The following is a 15,331-nucleotide window of genomic DNA, read 5'->3' on the forward strand; positions in this document are numbered from 1 at the left end:
CTCTATTGATCCGATGTATTACGGTCATCGTCGTCCGGACGCCACGCGGCGAGCCGCAGCCCGCTCTCGAACCTCCGCTCCCGCCCGTCCACCGGATCCGAGAACTCCAGTACCTTCGCCAGCAGTTGCAGGGGACTGGTGAAGTCGTCCGGGCCGGGCTCCTCGGCCAGTACCGGATAGACCGGGTCGTTGAGGATCGGCAGCCCGAGGCCGTTCATATGGACCCGCAGCTGATGGGTGCGCCCGGTCGCCGGAAGCAACCGGTAGCGGCCGAGCCGGCCCCGGTGTCCGATCAGCTCGATCCGGCTCTCGGCGTTCGGCTCGCCCGCCTCCTCGCGCGCGGCGATCACCCCGCGCTCCTTGACGATCCGGCTGCGCACGGTCACCGGCAGCGCCACGCCCGCGTCGTACGGGGCGATCGCCTCGTACTCCTTGCGCACCCGCCGCTCGGCGAACAGGCTCTGGTACGCGCCCCGGTCCTCGGGGCGCACGACGAACAGGGCGAGACCGGCGGTCAGCCGGTCGAGGCGGTGCGCGGGCTGGAGCGCGGGCAGACCGAGCTCGCGCCGCAGCCTGGCGACGGCGGTCTCGGTGATGTGCCGGCCCCGGGGCGTGGTGGCCAGGAAGTGCGGCTTGTCCGCGATCACGATCCGCTCGTCGCGGTGGACGATCCCGATCCCGAACGGCACGGGCACCTCGGGAGCGAAGTCCCGGTGGAACCAGACGTACATCCCCGGCCGGTACGCCAGCTCGTCGTCCACGGGCCCGTCGGCGGTCAGGAACCGCCCACCGCGGATCATCTCCTCCACCCGCGCGGCACCGATCGCGCCCCGGAACCGCTCGACCAGATGCTCCCGGACCGTCCCCCAGGCCCCGTCCGGGTCCACGGGCAGCCGCACCCGCACCGGGTCGATGCCGCCGCGCTGGGGGAGCGGGGCGGCCGGGATCTTGGCTCTACGTCTCACAAAACAAGAAAACCCCAGCTCAGCTGGGGTTTTCAAGTGGTGTCCGAGGGGGGACTTGAACCCCCACGCCCGATAAAGGGCACTAGCACCTCAAGCTAGCGCGTCTGCCATTCCGCCACCCGGACAAGGTGTCTGTCTCGCGGGCCGTGCCCGTTCCGACGTGGAAAACAATAGCAAACATCTGGGGGTGCTCGATCACCCCCGTGGCCTGCGTGAACGCCGTATGTCGACGGGAAGCCGCCCTTGGGCGGGCGGGGGCGCGGGGGGAGGATGAGGTGGACTCTGGAAGCGGCAGCGGCAACGGGAGGAAGCAGCGTGAGCGAGTCGAAGGCGGCGCGGGGCGTGACCGGCGAGGACGAGGTCGTCGACCTCTGTCGCGATCTGATCAGGATGGACACCAGCAACTACGGGGACCACTCCGGTCCCGGCGAGCGGGCGGCGGCCGAGTACGTGGCCGAGAAGCTCGCGGAGGTGGGGCTCGAACCGAAGATCTTCGAGTCGCACACCGGACGGGCCTCCACCGTGGCCCGGATCCAGGGCGAGGACCCGTCGAGGCCCGCGCTGCTCATCCACGGCCACACCGACGTCGTCCCGGCCAACGCCGACGACTGGACGCACCACCCGTTCTCGGGCGAGATCGCGGACGGCTGCGTCTGGGGGCGCGGCGCGGTCGACATGAAGGACATGGACGCGATGACCCTCGCGGTCGTCCGGGACCGGCTGCGCAGCGGCCGCAAGCCCCCGCGCGACATCGTGCTCGCCTTCCTCGCCGACGAGGAGGCGGGCGGCACGTACGGGGCCCGCTACCTCGTCGACAAGCACCCCGACCTGTTCGAGGGCGTGACGGAGGCGATCAGCGAGGTCGGCGGCTTCTCGTTCACCGTCAACGAGAACCTGCGGCTCTACCTCGTGGAGACCGCCCAGAAGGGCATGCACTGGATGAAGCTGACCGTGGACGGCAGCGCCGGGCACGGTTCGATGATCCACAAGGACAACGCCATCACCGAGCTCTCCGAGGCGGTCGGCCGGCTCGGGCGGCACAGGTTCCCGGTCCGCGTCACCAAGACGCTGCGGCACTTCCTCGACGAGCTCGGGGACGCGCTGGGCACCGAGCTCGACCCGGAGAACATGGACGAGACCCTGGCCAAGCTCGGCGGCATCGCCAAGCTCATCGGCGCCTCGCTCCAGAACACCGCCAACCCGACCCGGCTGGGCGCCGGCTACAAGGTCAACGTGATTCCGGGGCAGGCGACCGCGCACGTCGACGGCCGCTTCCTGCCGGGGTACGAGGAGGAGTTCCTCGCCGATCTCGACCGGATCCTGGGACCCCGGGTGCGGCGCGAGGACGTGCACGCCGACAAGGCGCTGGAGACCACCTTCGACGGGGCGCTCGTCGACGCCATGCAGACGGCCCTGGTGGCCGAGGACCCGATCGCGCGGGCCGTGCCGTACATGCTCTCGGCCGGCACCGACGCCAAGTCCTTCGCGGACCTCGGGATCCGCTGCTTCGGCTTCGCGCCGCTGAAGCTGCCGCCGGAGCTGGACTTCGCCGGGATGTTCCACGGCGTGGACGAGCGGGTGCCGGTGGACGGTCTGAAGTTCGGCGTACGGGTCCTCGACCGGTTCATCGACGCCTCCTGACCTGGGAAGGTCCACGGGTGCCGGCACGCACGGCACCCGTGGACCGTGCGACGGCCGCTTTGCCGAAACGACAAGCCAACAATCGTCCAGGCGTGCGCAGTTGACTGAGAAGAGTGAATGCGTTCATAAGCTCGTAGCCCCATAACTTCCCCGTCGTTACAGGGTGTGCGGTCCGCGGCTGGGATCGCACCTTTGCCAACAAGGAGGAAGTAATGATCAAGAAGGTCGTCGCTGCTGCGGCTGTCACTGGTGGTCTGGTTCTCGCGGGCGCGGGCCTGGCCGTCGCCGACGCGGGTGCCCAGGGTGCCGCTGTGCACTCCCCGGGTGTCGCTTCCGGCAACGTCGTTCAGGTGCCCGTCCATGTGCCGGTGAACGTCTGCGGTAACACGATCTCGGTGATCGGGCTGCTGAACCCCGCGTTCGGCAACACCTGCGTCAACAAGTGACGTCGAGCCTGAACCCGTGAGGGTCTGAGTCGGGCGGCCCCGGAGTGCGCGCCATGCACTCCGGGGCCGCCAGGCACCCACTCCCGGGCGCAACGGTGTCCGGGAGCATCCGGAAGGTAGAAGGCAGGGAACAACCTATGCGACAGGTCACCAGAAAAGGCCTGATCACCATGGCCGCCGCCACCGGCGTCATCGCCATGGGCAGCGGCTACGCGCACGCCGACTCGAACGCGAACGGCTCCGCGACCAACTCCCCGGGCGTCCTGTCCGGCAACGCGGTCCAGGCACCGGTCCACGTGCCGGTCAACGCGTGCGGCAACACCGTCAACATCATCGGGCTGCTCAATCCGGCGATGGGCAACACCTGTGTCAACAAGGGCGGTTCGCACCACGGCGGCGGCGGTGCCAAGGCCCACGGCCACGCGAGCGACTCGCCCGGTGTGGGCTCCGGCAACAGCGTCCAGGCGCCCGTCGACGTGCCGGTCAACGCCTGCGGCAACGGCGTCACCGTGATCGGGGCGCTCAACCCGGTCTTCGGCAACGACTGCGCCAATGTGTCCGGCGACGGTCACCACGCCGGCACCCCGCACCACCCCGGCAAGCCCGGCCACCCGGGAAAGCCGGGCCACCCCGGCAAGCCCGGTGAGCCGTGCGAGGGCGAGCACCCGGGCACTCACCACCCCGGCACGCCGCACCACCCGGGCAAGCCCGGGGACGCGGTCAAGCCGATCCACCGGACCAAGCCCGGCCAGCACCCGCACACCCCGGGGGCCCCGGCCGCTCCGCACGGCCCGGGCGCGCAGGCCGTGACGGCCCCGCAGGCCGCAGGCGCGCTGGCGCACACCGGGTCGGACGCGGTGGGCATCGCCCTCCCGGCCGGCGCGGGTCTGCTGCTCGCCGGTGCCACGCTCTACCGCCGCGCCCGCTCCGGCGCGTAAGCGGAGCCGCGGCACCAGAGCGGCAGGAATCAGACAGAACGGATCGGGCCTCGCGACCGCGGGGCCCGATCCGTTTTCCTCACACGATGTCCGTCACCACGTGGCGCGCAGCTGGCGGATGATCCGCCTGCGCAGCCGCACCCTGCGGCTGCCGTCACGCAGCAGGCTCAGTCGCTCCAACTCCCAGTGTCCGTACTCGGCGTGGTCGGTCAGCAGGCGTGTGGCGTCCTTGCGGGAGACCCCGCGAGGCACATACACGTCGACAAATTCGTATTCCGGCATCGCATCTATTGTGCGGGCAGAGCCCTGGTACGGATAGCGTCTGCACTATGTCTGATGCTGCGCAGCCCTCCGCTGCCGAGGTACGTGCCGCCGCCGACGCGGTCAAAGCCGCGCTGGACCGCCACCTGGAGGCGGTGGAACGCCGCACCGGGGACGACGATCCGGCCGTGTACGACGCGTTCAACGCCCTGGCGGCCGCTGCCGAGGCGTACGACGAGCGGCTCTACGACCGGTACGACGAGGTCACCCCCTTCGAGATCCCGGGCGCCGACGACTCCCTGCCGCCCTATACGGGCCCGGAGGAGCCGAACGCGCTGAGCGTGCTCATCCGCCGCGACTACGCGGTGGTGGAACCCCAGCGGCTGCTCGCCCAGGCCCAGCGGATCGCGGACCTGGACCCGGAGGCGAGCGACTCGGCCGAGGAGGACCGGGCGGCCGCCGTGGTCGGCGCGAGCGTGCACGCGGCGCTCGGGGTGCTCTTCGGGGAGTACGAACCGGACGAGATCGCCTCCCGGCACAAGGAGTTCGGCCTGGAGGAGGGCGACTCCACGCTGTGGGTGTCGGCGGCGGACGAGCCGCCGGAGCCGGGGGAGTGGCTGAGCACGCCGTTCGACCACGCGGATCCGCAGCGGGTGGTGTGCCGGTTCGACGTCAGCGCGGTGTTCGACGAGGAGGAGCTGGAGGACGAGGACGACCTGCCGGGGGCTTCGTGACACCTCCGGCGTTCTGACTCTCGGGCGTTCTGACGCCTTGCCGACAGCCTCCGTGTCCCGTACGGGCACGGAGGCTGTCGCGTATCGGCGGCGGGGGGCCGGGGCTACTCCGCCTCGGGCGTCCGCAGCAGGGCCGTCAGAAGGGGCGTGAGCCGGGTCGTACGCGCGGGGGCGGGCACCTCGGCCACCGCGCGCGGGAGTGCCTGGTCCACGCCGTGCACCACGGACAGATGGCGCTCGGCGCGGCCGAACGCCGTGTAGACCCACGCCCGGCTGAGGCCCTGCGCCGCGTCCCCGGGCAGCACCGCCACGACCGCCGGCCAGCGCGTCCCGGCCGCCTGGTGGGCGGTGAGGGCCCAGCCGTGCCGCAGCGCCGACTCGACCCGCTCCTTCGGGACGACGAGCGGCTCACCGCCGCAGTCGAGGTGCAGCCCGTCCGGGCCCGCCGAGCCGACCACGCCCACCGAGGTGCGTCCGGGCGCCTCCGCGTACGCCACGCGGTCGCCCGGGTCGAAGCCCGCGAACCGGCCGGGGCCCGGGTTGAGCCGCTCCTTCAGGGCCGCGTTGAGCGCCCGCGTACCCGCCGAGCCGCCGTGGCCGACCGTGATCACCTGGGTCTGCTCGGTCGGCACGCCGATCGCGCGCGGCACCGAGTCCGCGACCAGCTGGACGCAGCGGTGCACCGCCTCGCCCGCGTCCCGCACCGGGACGATCACGACCTCCTTGCCCGGCGCCTCGACCTGGCCGAGCTCACCGGCGCCGATCCCCGAGACCAGCTCGCCGATCGGGCCGGGGTCCGGGGTGCGCGACGCCACGTGCGGGACCGCCCGGGCCGCCAGCACATCGGCGAACACCCGGCCCGCGCCCGCCGAACCCAGCACCTCCGGGTCCCCGCCGAGCACCAGACGGCAGCCGTCCGGCAGGGACTCGACGAGCATCGCCGCGCCCTCCACGTCGAGCTGCGGGGCGTCCTGCACGACCAGCACGTCCAGCGCGAGCGCCCCGTCCTCGTCCCGGCCCGGCCCCTCGGCCCCGGAGAGCAGCGCGGCCAGGGTGAACGCGCGCTCGGCCCCCACCGCCCCGGCGAGCCGGCGCCGCCCGTCCCGGGTGTGCGCGGCGGCGGCCGCCCGCAGGCCGAGGCCGTGTGCGGCGGCGACCACGGCCGCGGACTCGGCACGGGCGGCCTCGCCGCCGGAGTGGGTGACCAGGCCGTTGCCCGCCACCGCCCTGATCAGCTCGGCGGCCGACGGCGTCGGGGCGGCCGCCGCGGCGCCCGACCAGTCCGCACCGTCGTCCTTCACGGGGGCGTTGGCGAGCCGGGCCAGGCCGTCGGCGAGGCTCTCCTCCGCCAGTGCGTACCGGTCGAGGCCGAGCAGCACCTCGACGGGGGCGGTCTCCTCCGCCTCGTCCTCCGCCTCGTCCTCTTCGGCGTCGGCCGTCTCACCGTCCAGCGCGGCCACCCCGTCCTCGAAGACCAGCACCACGCCCTCGCTGATCGCGTGCCGCACGGCCTCGTCCGGGTCCGGCACCGCACGCTCGGCCAGGGCCGCCTTCACCGCCGCGATCGGCAGCGCGGTGTGGCCCTGGACCGACGCGCGCTCCAGGGTCCAGGCGACCAGCGCGGCCGCCCGGCGCGGGTCGTCCGGGCCGCACTCCGCGCCGAGCAGCGCCCGGGCGAAGCCGTCGGCCTGTTCGGGGCGGACCCCGGGCACGGCGAGCAGCTGCCAGGGGTCGGTCCGCAGCACGTCGGCCGCCTGCTCGCCCAGGGCGTCGGTGACCTGCGGGGCCAGCGAGTCCGGCGCGCCGCCGTCGCTCAGCACGGCCCGCACCGCGGCCAGCGCCTCAGGCCCGGCGGCCACGCGCGCGGGCTGCGACGCCTGCGTCCGTACAGGAGCGGGGGCGGCCGGTACCGGGGCGGGGCGGCGCGGGGCCGGGGCGGAGGCGAAGAACGACGCTCCCGGCTTCTCACCGCTCTCGACCGCACGGACGGCCGCGAGCAGGTCGGCGGCCTGCCCGCTGAGCTTGGTCCCGGCCGCGACGGTCCCCTCCTTCTCGGCCTTCCGCGCCTCGATCCGCGCCCGCAACTCCCGCTGCGCGGCGAGCTCGGCCTGGGCCTCGGACAACTCGGCGGAGCCGTCACCGGTCCCGGCGGCGCCGTCGGCGCCCGGAGCAGGGGTGTCGGCGCCTTCGGGTGCCGGACCCGCCTGGTCTGCGGCTTCGCCCGCGTCCTCGGGCGCGGCGCCGTCCTCGGCCGGGCCGTCGGCCGCACCGGCCACGTCCTCGGCGGCCGGAGCCGAGTCCTCCGCAACCTCCCCCGCGCCTTCGGGCGTGTCGGCTGCCTCGGCCACTTCGGCCGCACCGGCTTCTTCGGCGCCTTCGGCGCCATCGGCCCGGGTTCCGGGGGCCGTCCCCGGGGGAAGCGCGGTCACAAGGTGCTCCAGTCCTGGTCGGGATAGCGGTGCACGGGCGCCGACACATCGTCCAGCGCCCGGCAGATCTCGTCTGGAAGACTAAGCGCCTCCACTGACAATGCCGCCGCGAGCTGCTGCGCGTTGCGCGCGCCGACGATCGGCGCGGCCACTCCGGGCCGGTCCCGCACCCACGCGAGCGCGACTTGCAGCGGCGTCGCCGCGAGGCCGTCCGCGGCTATCGTCACCGCGTCGACGATCCGGCTCGCCGCGTCGTCCAGATACGGCGCGACGAACGGCGCCAGCGTCTCCGACGCCCCGCGCGAGTCCGCCGGGGTGCCGTTGCGGTACTTCCCCGTCAGCACCCCCCGCCCCAGCGGCGAGGACGGCAGCAGCCCGATCCCGAGGTCGATCGCGGCCGGCAGCACCTCCCGCTCCACACCGCGCTGGAGCAGCGAGTACTCCATCTGCGTACAGGCCAGCCGGGTCCGCACGCCCGGCGCGCCCAACTGCCAGGTCGCGGCCTTCGCGAGCTGCCAGCCGCAGAAGTCGGACACGCCCGCGTACCGCACGCGGCCGCTGCTCACCGCGATGTCCAGGGCCTGGAGCGTCTCGTCGAGCGGGGTGAGCGGATCGAAGGCGTGGACCTGCCAGATGTCCACGTAGTCCGTGCCGAGACGTTCCAGCGACTCGTCGAGCGCGGCGAGCAGATGGCCGCGCGAGCCGTCGAAGCGCCGGTCCGGGTCGGGCACGCTGCCCGCCTTGGTCGAGATGACCAGATCGCGGCGCGGCACCAGCCGCTCCACCAGCTGCCCGAGCAGATATTCGGCGTCCCCGCCCCCGTACACGTCCGCCGTGTCGACCAGTGTGCCGCCGGCCTCCCAGAACGCCTTCAACAGATCGGCGGCGTCGTGCTCGTCGGTGTCCCGGCCCCAGGTGAGAGTGCCGAGCCCGATCCGGGATACGCGCAGGCCCGTACGGCCCAGGTGCCTCTGCTCCATGGGCGCTGAGATTACTGGCCATGGCGCGAGCCGGTGAGGCCCTGTGGACAACTCAGGGCCTGTCCGGACTCCAGGAGCCCTGCCGCCCCGTCCGCCCGCGCGCTAGAGTCCCCCGGAACAGGGACGTTACTGATCAGTAAGGGGACCGTCATGCGGCTCGGGATCAACCTCGGCTACTGGGGCGCCGGAATGGACGGCGACAATCTCGCCGTCGCCCAGGAGGCCGACCGGCTCGGCTACGACGTCTGCTGGGCCGCCGAGGCCTACGGCTCGGACGCGCCCACCGTCCTGGCCTGGGTCGCCGCCCAGACCGAGCGCATCGACGTCGGCTCCGCGATCCTCCAGATCCCGGCCCGCCAGCCCGCGATGACGGCGATGACCGCCGCCACCCTCGACTCGCTCTCCGGCGGCCGCTTCCGCCTCGGCCTCGGCGTCTCGGGTCCGCAGGTCTCCGAGGGCTGGTACGGCGTCAAGTTCGACAAGCCGCTCGCCCGCACCCGCGAGTACGTCGAGATCGTCCGCCGGGCGATGACCCGCGAGCGGCTCTCCTACGAGGGCGAGCACTGGACGCTGCCGCTGCCCGACGGCCCCGGCAAGTCCCTCAAGCTCACCGTCCACCCCGAGCGCGAGCACATTCCGCTCTACATCGCCGCGATCGGCCCCAAGAACCTGGAGCAGACCGGCGAGATCGCCGACGGCGCGCTGCTGATCTTCCCCTCCGCCGACCACCTGGAGGACACCGCGATCCGCCACATCCGGGCGGGCCGCGAGAAGGCGGGCAAGACCCTGGAGGGCTTCGACGTCTGCCCGACCCTGCCGCTGGCGCTCGGCGCGGACGCCGACGTCCCCGCGCTGGCCGACATGTTCCGCCCGTACACCGCGCTCTACGTCGGCGGCATGGGCAGCCGCAAGCAGAACTTCTACAACCAGCTCGCGCAGCGCATGGGGTACGAGAAGGAGGCCGCCGAGATCCAGGACAAGTACCTCTCCGGCGACAAGGCGGGCGCGGCCGCCGCCATCCCGCAGCAGCTCATCGACTCGACCACGCTGCTCGGCTCGGTGGAGCGCATCGCCGACCGGATGCGGGCCTACGCCGCCGCCGGGGTCACCACCCTCACCCTCGCCCCGGCCGGCTTCACGCTGGATGAGCGGGTGGCGGCGCTGCGGGCGGGCACCGAGGCGCTGGAGCACGCGGGCCTGGCGTAACGCGGAACGGGAGGTCTGCGGCCGTGGTGGGGGCTCGGGGGGTCTTCCCCGCCACGGCCGTCACCCCGAACAACGCGCCGTGCGCCGGATGGGTTACGGGCCGGCACGCCCTCGTGCGTTCCTTCGTTCGGCCCAGCCAAGAGGCGCCCCTGTTGCCCCGTTCTGTCCTCCGCACTTGACTTGCCCTTTGCGGATGTCTGTACGGGAGTCATGCGGAGGTACGGCGATGCTTTCGGCCAAGAGCCTGTTCCAGGAGATCCTCGACCACGACGAGTCGTTCCGGCTCTTCTGCTCGATCGCGGCCAGCGGCGAGACCCAGGGCGGCTGGGAGAACGGCCGTATCTCCGCGCTGGTCCCACCGGAGCAGCACGACCTGGCCCCCAAGATCGCCCGGCACGGCGCCGACGAGGACAAGCACGGGCGGATCTTCCACGCGCTGCTCAAGAGGCGCGGCCTCACCCCGGTCCCGGTGCCGGCCGACACCGACTACACGATGCTCCTGGAGCGGCACGGCATCGGGCTCGCCCATGAACGGCTGCGGGCGCAACGGCCGCTGGCCGAGCAGGACATCGTCACCTACCTCTCGCACAGCCGCGTCACCGAGCAGCGGGCCGCCGACCAGATGGTGATGCTGGTCAGGTACTTCGGGGACCACCCCGACGTCGGCCGGGCGATCCGGATGATCAGCAACGACGAGGACAACCACCTCGCCTACTGCCACGAGGAGCTGCTGCGCCTGGCGTACGCCGGGCACGGCCGCACCATCCAGCGCGTGCTGCGCGAGTGCGCGCTCGCCGAGATCCGCGTCTACCGGGACGTCAGCCTCGCCGTGATGGGGCACATGGGCCGCATCCTCGGCTGGCCGAAGGCCAAGTCGGCGGCGCTGACGGCCGGGATCCACGGCGTGTACGCCTACGAACGGGCCGGCGGCTGGCGGCGCATGGTCAGCCTGACGATGCCGGAGCGCCGCGACGTGCTGGGCGGACCCGCCGCCCCGGCGCCCGAGTTCGCGTGACCGCCCGGCCCCCTAGAGCCAGCCGCGGCGTTTGAACGTGCGGTACAGCAGCACTTCGAGCCCCGCCATCAGCGCCAGCACCGCCGGATACCCCCAGACGTATCCCAGCTCCGGCATGTGCTCGAAGTTCATGCCGTAGATCCCCGCGACCATCGTCGGCACCGCGGCCATCGCCGCCCACGCGGAGATCTTCCGCATGTCGTCGTTCTGCCGCACGCCCATCTGCGCGAGATGGGCGGAGAGGATGTCGGAGAGCAGCCGGTCCAGGCCGTCCACGCCTTCGTTGACGCGGGTGAGGTGGTCGCTCACATCGCGGAAGAACGGCTGCGCCTTGTCGTGCACGAACGGCACCCCGGCCCCGGAGAGCCGCTGCATCGGCTCCGCCAGCGGACCGCTCGCCCGGCGGAACTCAAGCACCTGCCGCTTGAAGGTGTAGATCCGCGACGCGACCGTGCTCCCGTCGCCCGGGGCGCGGCCCTTGCCCTCGCGGCCGACCGGCGCGAAGACCTCCGCCTCCAGCTCCTCCAGGTCCGTCTGGAGCTCGGCGGCCACCTCCGTGTAGTGGTCGACGACGGCGTCGCTCACCACGTACAGGACGGTCGTCGGACCGTGCCGGAGCAGTTCGGGCTCGGCCTCCAGGCGCATGCGCACATCGTGCAGCGGCGAGCTCTCGCCGTGCCGGACCGTCACCACGAACGAGTCGCCGATGAAGAGCATCAGCTCGCCGGTGCTGACCTTGTCGCTCTCCTGCTCGTACGTCACCGGCTTGAGGACCACGAACAGCGAGTCGTCGTACACCTCCAGCTTGGGCCGCTGATGGGCCGTCAGCGCGTCCTCGACCGCCAGCGCGTGCAGCCCGAACTCGCTGCTGACCAGGTCGAACTCGTCCTCGGTGGGCTCGTACAGGCCCAGCCACACAAACGCGTCCCCGGCCGCCCGGGCCTCTTCCAGCGCATCGGAGTAGTCCGGCGGGCCCTCGGTGCGGCGGCCGTCCCGATAGATGGCGCAGTCGACGATCACGGCGCGCATTCTTCCGCGAACCCGTACCGGGCGCACCCGCTCTCGCCGCTCGGCCTACGCTGGCGGACATGGCCACGCTGATCCTCGTACGTCACGGACGCTCCACCGCCAACACCTCGGGCGTGCTGGCCGGGCGCACGCCCGGTGTGCTGCTCGACGAGCGCGGCGCCGCCCAGGCCGCCGCGCTGCCCGCCCGGCTCGCCGGACTGCCGCTGGCCGCAGCCGTCTCCAGTCCGCTGGAGCGCTGCCAGGAGACCCTGCGGCCCCTGCTTGAGGCGCGGCCCGGGCTGGAACTCCACACCGACGAGCGCATCAGCGAGTGCGACTACGGCGACTGGTCGGGCCGCAAGCTCGCCGAGCTCTCCGAGGACCCGCTGATGGAGGTGGTGCAGCAGCACCCGTCGGCCGCGGCCTTCCCGGGCGGCGAGTCGATGCCGGCCATGCAGCGGCGAGCCGTCGAGGCGGTGCGCGAGTGGAACGCGCGCGTGGAGGCCGGGCACGGCCCGGACGCCGTGTTCGTCATGTGCTCGCACGGGGACATCATCAAGTCGGTCGTCGCCGACGCCCTCGGAATGCATCTGGACCTCTTTCAGCGGATCTCGGTGGAACCGTGTTCCCTGACCGCGATCCGCTACACCCGGCTGCGCCCGTTCCTGATGCGCCTGGGAGAGACCGGGGACTTCGGCTCGCTGGCGCCGCGGGCGGCCAAGGAAAACGAGGCCGCCGACGACCGGGCCGTCGTCGGGGGTGGCGCGGGAGCACCGTGATCGCCGGGCGCAGTAGGGTGGACGGGCCGAAAACACCGCGCTCCGCCCCGGCGGGCCCGCACTCACCGCTCATTCCGACATAGGGAGACCAGGACGTGTCCCGTCAGGTGTTCTTCTACGACCCACCGGACCGCTTCGTGGCCGGTACGGTCGGGCTGCCCGGGCGCCGTACGTTCTTCCTCCAGGCGTCCGCGGGCAGCCGTACCACCAGCGTCGCCCTGGAGAAGACCCAGGTCGCGGCCCTCGCCGAGCGGATCGACGAGCTCCTGGACGAGGTCGTGCGGCGCACCGGCGGCAACGCGCCCGTCCCGGCCGTAGCCCCCGCCGACGTCACCGACACCGCGCCGCTCGACTCGCCCGTCGAGGAGGAGTTCCGGGTCGGCACCATGGCGCTCGCCTGGGACGGCGAGGAGCAGCGCATGGTCATCGAGGCGCAGGCCCTGGTCGAGCTCGACGCCGACTCCGACGAGGACCTCGCGGAGGCCGAGGAGCGGCTGCTCCAGGACGACGAGAACGGCCCGCCGATGCTGCGGGTGCGCCTCACCGGCGCCCAGGCCCGCGCCTTCGCCAAGCGCGCCCTGGACGTGGTCAACGCGGGCCGCCCGCCGTGCCCGCTGTGCAGCCTGCCGCTCGACCCGGAAGGACACGTATGCCCGCGCCAGAACGGATACCGACGGGGAGCCTGACGGCGGTGGAACTGCTCGCCAAGGGTGAGCTCACCGTCCGCGGCCGGATCCGCGAGGCGTCCAACGCGGTGCTGTACTGCTCCGTCGCGTACGAGGGCGAGAGCGCCCACTGCGTCTACAAGCCGGTGGCCGGGGAGCGCCCGCTGTGGGACTTCCCGGACGGCACGCTCGCCCAGCGCGAGGTCGCCGCCTACGAGGTCAGCGCGGCCCTCGGCTGGGACCTGGTGCCGCCGACCGTGCTGCGCGACGGGCCGTACGGCGAGGGCATGGTCCAGCTGTGGATCGAGACGCCGGCCGAGGGCGCCGAAGACGTTGACGGAGCCGAGAACGCCGAGAACGCCGAGGACGCCGAGCAGGCCGACGGCGGGCTGCTCGCGCTCGTCGACGGCGACGAGCCGGGCGAGGGCTGGAAGGCGGTCGGGCTCGCGGATGTGGGGGAGGGCCGCACGGCGCTCCTGGTGCACGCCGACGACGAGCGGCTGCGGCGGCTCGCCGTGCTCGACGCCGTGATCAACAACGGCGACCGCAAGGGCGGCCATCTGCTGCCCGCCGAGGGCGACCGCCTCTACGGCATCGACCACGGTGTCACCTTCAACGTCGACGACAAGCTGCGCACGCTGTTGTGGGGGTGGGCGGGCGAGCCGCTGACCGCGGAGGCGGTGGCGGCGCTGACCCGTCTCGCGGCCGTCCTCGCCCCCGGCGAGCCGCTGGCCACCCGACTGGCGGAGCTGATCACCGCGGCCGAGCTGGACGCGCTGCGGGACCGGGTGGCGGGCCTGCTGGCGGACGGGGTGCACCGCAGCCCGTCGGGCGAGTGGCCGCCGATTCCCTGGCCGCCGGTGTAGGCCCGGCACCGGTGACGTAACGGGACAAGAGGGATCCATGCATGGTGGGCCGGGTCCGCGCAAGACCCCGTATTCGGCCAAGAGCGCACATCCGGTTCGAATATGGAGCGTGCGTCCGGTTACGCTCATGACATGCATGCCTGGCCCGCTTCTGAGGTCCCCGCCCTGCCCGGCAAGGGCCGCGACCTCCGGATCCACGACACCGCGACCGGCGGTCTTGTCACCCTCGACCCCGGTCCCGTCGCCCGTATCTACGTCTGCGGCATCACCCCGTACGACGCGACCCACCTGGGTCACGCGGCGACCTACAACGCGTTCGACCTCGTTCAGCGCGTGTGGCTCGACAACAAGCGGCAGGTTCACTACGTCCAGAACGTCACCGACGTGGACGACCCGCTCCTGGAGCGCGCCATCCGCGACGGGCACGACTGGACCGCGCTCGCCGAGCGCGAGACCGCACTCTTCCGCGAGGACATGACCGCCCTGCGGATGCTTCCCCCGAAGCACTACATCGGAGCCGTCGAGGCGATACCCGGCATCGTGCCGCTCGTCGAGCGGCTGCGGGACGCGGGCGCCGCCTACGAACTCGACGGGGACGTCTACTTCTCCGTGGAGAGCGACGCCCACTTCGGGCAGGTCTCCCACCTGGACGCCGAAGCCATGCGGCGGCTCTCCGCCGAGCGCGGCGGCGACCCCGAGCGCCCCGGCAAGAAGAACCCGCTCGACCCGATGCTCTGGATGGCCGCCCGCGAGGGTGAGCCGAGCTGGGACGGCGCGAGCCTGGGCCGCGGCCGGCCGGGCTGGCACATCGAGTGCGTCGCCATCGCCCTCGACCATCTGGGCATGGGCTTCGACGTGCAGGGCGGCGGCTCCGACCTCGCCTTCCCGCACCACGAGATGGGCGCCTCGCACGCCCAGGTGCTCACCGGCGAGTTCCCGATGGCCAAGGCGTACGTCCACGCCGGCATGGTCGCGCTGCACGGCGAGAAGATGTCGAAGTCCCGGGGCAACCTGGTCTTCGTCTCCACGCTGCGCCGCGACGGCGTCGACCCGGCGGCGATCCGGCTCGCGCTGCTCTCGCACCACTACCGGGCCGACTGGGAGTGGACCGACCAGGTCCTCCAGGACGCCCTGGAGCGGCTCGCCCGCTGGCGCGCGGCCGTCTCCCGCCCCGACGGGCCGTCCGCGGACGCGCTGGTCGAGGAGATCCGCGACGCCCTCTCCCACGACCTGGACGCCCCGACGGCGCTCCTGGCCGTGGACCGGTGGGCCGCTCTGCAGCAGTCCGAGGGCGGTACGGACGAGGGCGCGCCCGGCGTGGTCTCGCGCGCCGTCGACGCGCTGCTCGGCGTGGCCCTCTAAGACCTTCGAGCAGGCGCCGGGTGGGCACTGCCCACC

Annotated in this window: 15 protein-coding genes and 1 tRNA gene; 10 read left to right on the forward strand and 6 right to left on the reverse strand. The window is 72.8% G+C overall.

All coding sequences use genetic code 11. The annotated features are described in order from the left end of the window. Window positions 1-2: 2 nt before the first annotated feature. Both ACFWA7_RS12320 and ACFWA7_RS12325 read right to left on the reverse strand, forming a co-directional pair. Window positions 3-965 (reverse strand): RluA family pseudouridine synthase, encoded by a 963-nt coding sequence (locus ACFWA7_RS12320; RefSeq protein WP_385535521.1) that lies wholly within the window; start codon window positions 963-965, stop codon window positions 3-5. A 37-nt stretch (window positions 966-1,002) separates the two neighbouring features. Beyond that, window positions 1,003-1,090, reverse strand: a tRNA-Leu gene (locus tag ACFWA7_RS12325). Between the two features lie 190 nt (window positions 1,091-1,280). Between ACFWA7_RS12325 and ACFWA7_RS12330 the strand changes: the two genes are divergently transcribed. From ACFWA7_RS12330 to ACFWA7_RS12340, 3 genes are all read left to right on the forward strand, one after another. Continuing rightward, complete coding sequence (locus tag ACFWA7_RS12330; protein WP_385822650.1) at window positions 1,281-2,606, forward strand: M20/M25/M40 family metallo-hydrolase; 1,326 nt, start codon at window positions 1,281-1,283, stop codon at window positions 2,604-2,606. Between the two features lie 212 nt (window positions 2,607-2,818). Further along, complete coding sequence (chpH, locus tag ACFWA7_RS12335; RefSeq protein WP_385535498.1) at window positions 2,819-3,052, forward strand: chaplin ChpH; 234 nt, start codon at window positions 2,819-2,821, stop codon at window positions 3,050-3,052. 137 nt (window positions 3,053-3,189) lie between these two features. Continuing rightward, entirely contained in the window at window positions 3,190-3,990 is an 801-nt protein-coding gene (locus ACFWA7_RS12340) for a chaplin family protein (RefSeq protein ID WP_385535496.1), read from the forward strand. Window positions 3,991-4,083: 93 nt separating this feature from the next. Here the strand turns inward: ACFWA7_RS12340 and ACFWA7_RS12345 are convergent, their stop codons facing one another. Then, window positions 4,084-4,272 (reverse strand): DUF5703 family protein, encoded by a 189-nt coding sequence (locus ACFWA7_RS12345; protein ID WP_188275129.1) that lies wholly within the window; start codon window positions 4,270-4,272, stop codon window positions 4,084-4,086. Window positions 4,273-4,319: 47 nt separating this feature from the next. On the opposite strand from ACFWA7_RS12345, the gene ACFWA7_RS12350 reads away from it, so the two are divergent. After that, window positions 4,320-4,985: a hypothetical protein gene (locus ACFWA7_RS12350; RefSeq protein WP_385535493.1), complete on the forward strand. Its 666-nt coding sequence runs from the start codon at window positions 4,320-4,322 to the stop codon at window positions 4,983-4,985. Between the two features lie 104 nt (window positions 4,986-5,089). Here the strand turns inward: ACFWA7_RS12350 and ACFWA7_RS12355 are convergent, their stop codons facing one another. Further along, window positions 5,090-7,414 carry a helix-hairpin-helix domain-containing protein gene (locus ACFWA7_RS12355; protein ID WP_385822652.1) on the reverse strand — a complete coding sequence of 775 codons (2,325 nt, stop codon included), beginning with the start codon at window positions 7,412-7,414 and terminating at the stop codon, window positions 5,090-5,092. Then, on the reverse strand, window positions 7,411-8,394 hold the full coding sequence (locus ACFWA7_RS12360) for an aldo/keto reductase (protein ID WP_385822654.1): 984 nt from the start codon (window positions 8,392-8,394) through the stop codon (window positions 7,411-7,413). The genes ACFWA7_RS12355 and ACFWA7_RS12360 overlap by 4 nt, the downstream gene beginning before the upstream one ends. A gap of 150 nt (window positions 8,395-8,544) precedes the next feature. Between ACFWA7_RS12360 and ACFWA7_RS12365 the strand changes: the two genes are divergently transcribed. After that, window positions 8,545-9,600, forward strand: coding sequence for an LLM class F420-dependent oxidoreductase (locus tag ACFWA7_RS12365; RefSeq protein WP_385822656.1), 1,056 nt, complete (start codon window positions 8,545-8,547; stop codon window positions 9,598-9,600). 226 nt (window positions 9,601-9,826) lie between these two features. Further along, entirely contained in the window at window positions 9,827-10,615 is a 789-nt protein-coding gene (locus tag ACFWA7_RS12370; protein ID WP_385535487.1) for a ferritin-like domain-containing protein, read from the forward strand. A 12-nt stretch (window positions 10,616-10,627) separates the two neighbouring features. Here the strand turns inward: ACFWA7_RS12370 and ACFWA7_RS12375 are convergent, their stop codons facing one another. Beyond that, window positions 10,628-11,644 (reverse strand): magnesium and cobalt transport protein CorA, encoded by a 1,017-nt coding sequence (locus ACFWA7_RS12375; RefSeq protein ID WP_385822658.1) that lies wholly within the window; start codon window positions 11,642-11,644, stop codon window positions 10,628-10,630. 59 nt (window positions 11,645-11,703) lie between these two features. Between ACFWA7_RS12375 and ACFWA7_RS12380 the strand changes: the two genes are divergently transcribed. The 4 genes from ACFWA7_RS12380 to mshC all read left to right on the forward strand — a co-directional run bounded on the left by ACFWA7_RS12380 (window position 11,704) and on the right by mshC (window position 15,295). Further along, complete coding sequence (locus ACFWA7_RS12380; protein ID WP_385535483.1) at window positions 11,704-12,402, forward strand: histidine phosphatase family protein; 699 nt, start codon at window positions 11,704-11,706, stop codon at window positions 12,400-12,402. 95 nt (window positions 12,403-12,497) lie between these two features. After that, window positions 12,498-13,088 (forward strand): DUF3090 domain-containing protein, encoded by a 591-nt coding sequence (locus ACFWA7_RS12385; RefSeq protein WP_385535481.1) that lies wholly within the window; start codon window positions 12,498-12,500, stop codon window positions 13,086-13,088. Next, a complete protein-coding gene (locus ACFWA7_RS12390) occupies window positions 13,052-13,933 on the forward strand; it encodes an SCO1664 family protein (RefSeq protein ID WP_385822660.1) in 882 nt (293 codons plus the stop codon). Before ACFWA7_RS12385 ends, ACFWA7_RS12390 begins: the two co-directional genes overlap by 37 nt. Window positions 13,934-14,065: 132 nt before the next feature. After that, window positions 14,066-15,295, forward strand: a complete 1,230-nt coding sequence (mshC, locus tag ACFWA7_RS12395) for a cysteine--1-D-myo-inosityl 2-amino-2-deoxy-alpha-D-glucopyranoside ligase (RefSeq protein ID WP_385822662.1) — start codon at window positions 14,066-14,068, stop codon at window positions 15,293-15,295. Window positions 15,296-15,331 lie beyond the last annotated feature (36 nt).

The sequence above is a fragment of the Streptomyces sp. NPDC059994 genome (genome assembly GCF_042737755.1).
In the GTDB taxonomy this organism is placed as follows: domain Bacteria; phylum Actinomycetota; class Actinomycetes; order Streptomycetales; family Streptomycetaceae; genus Streptomyces.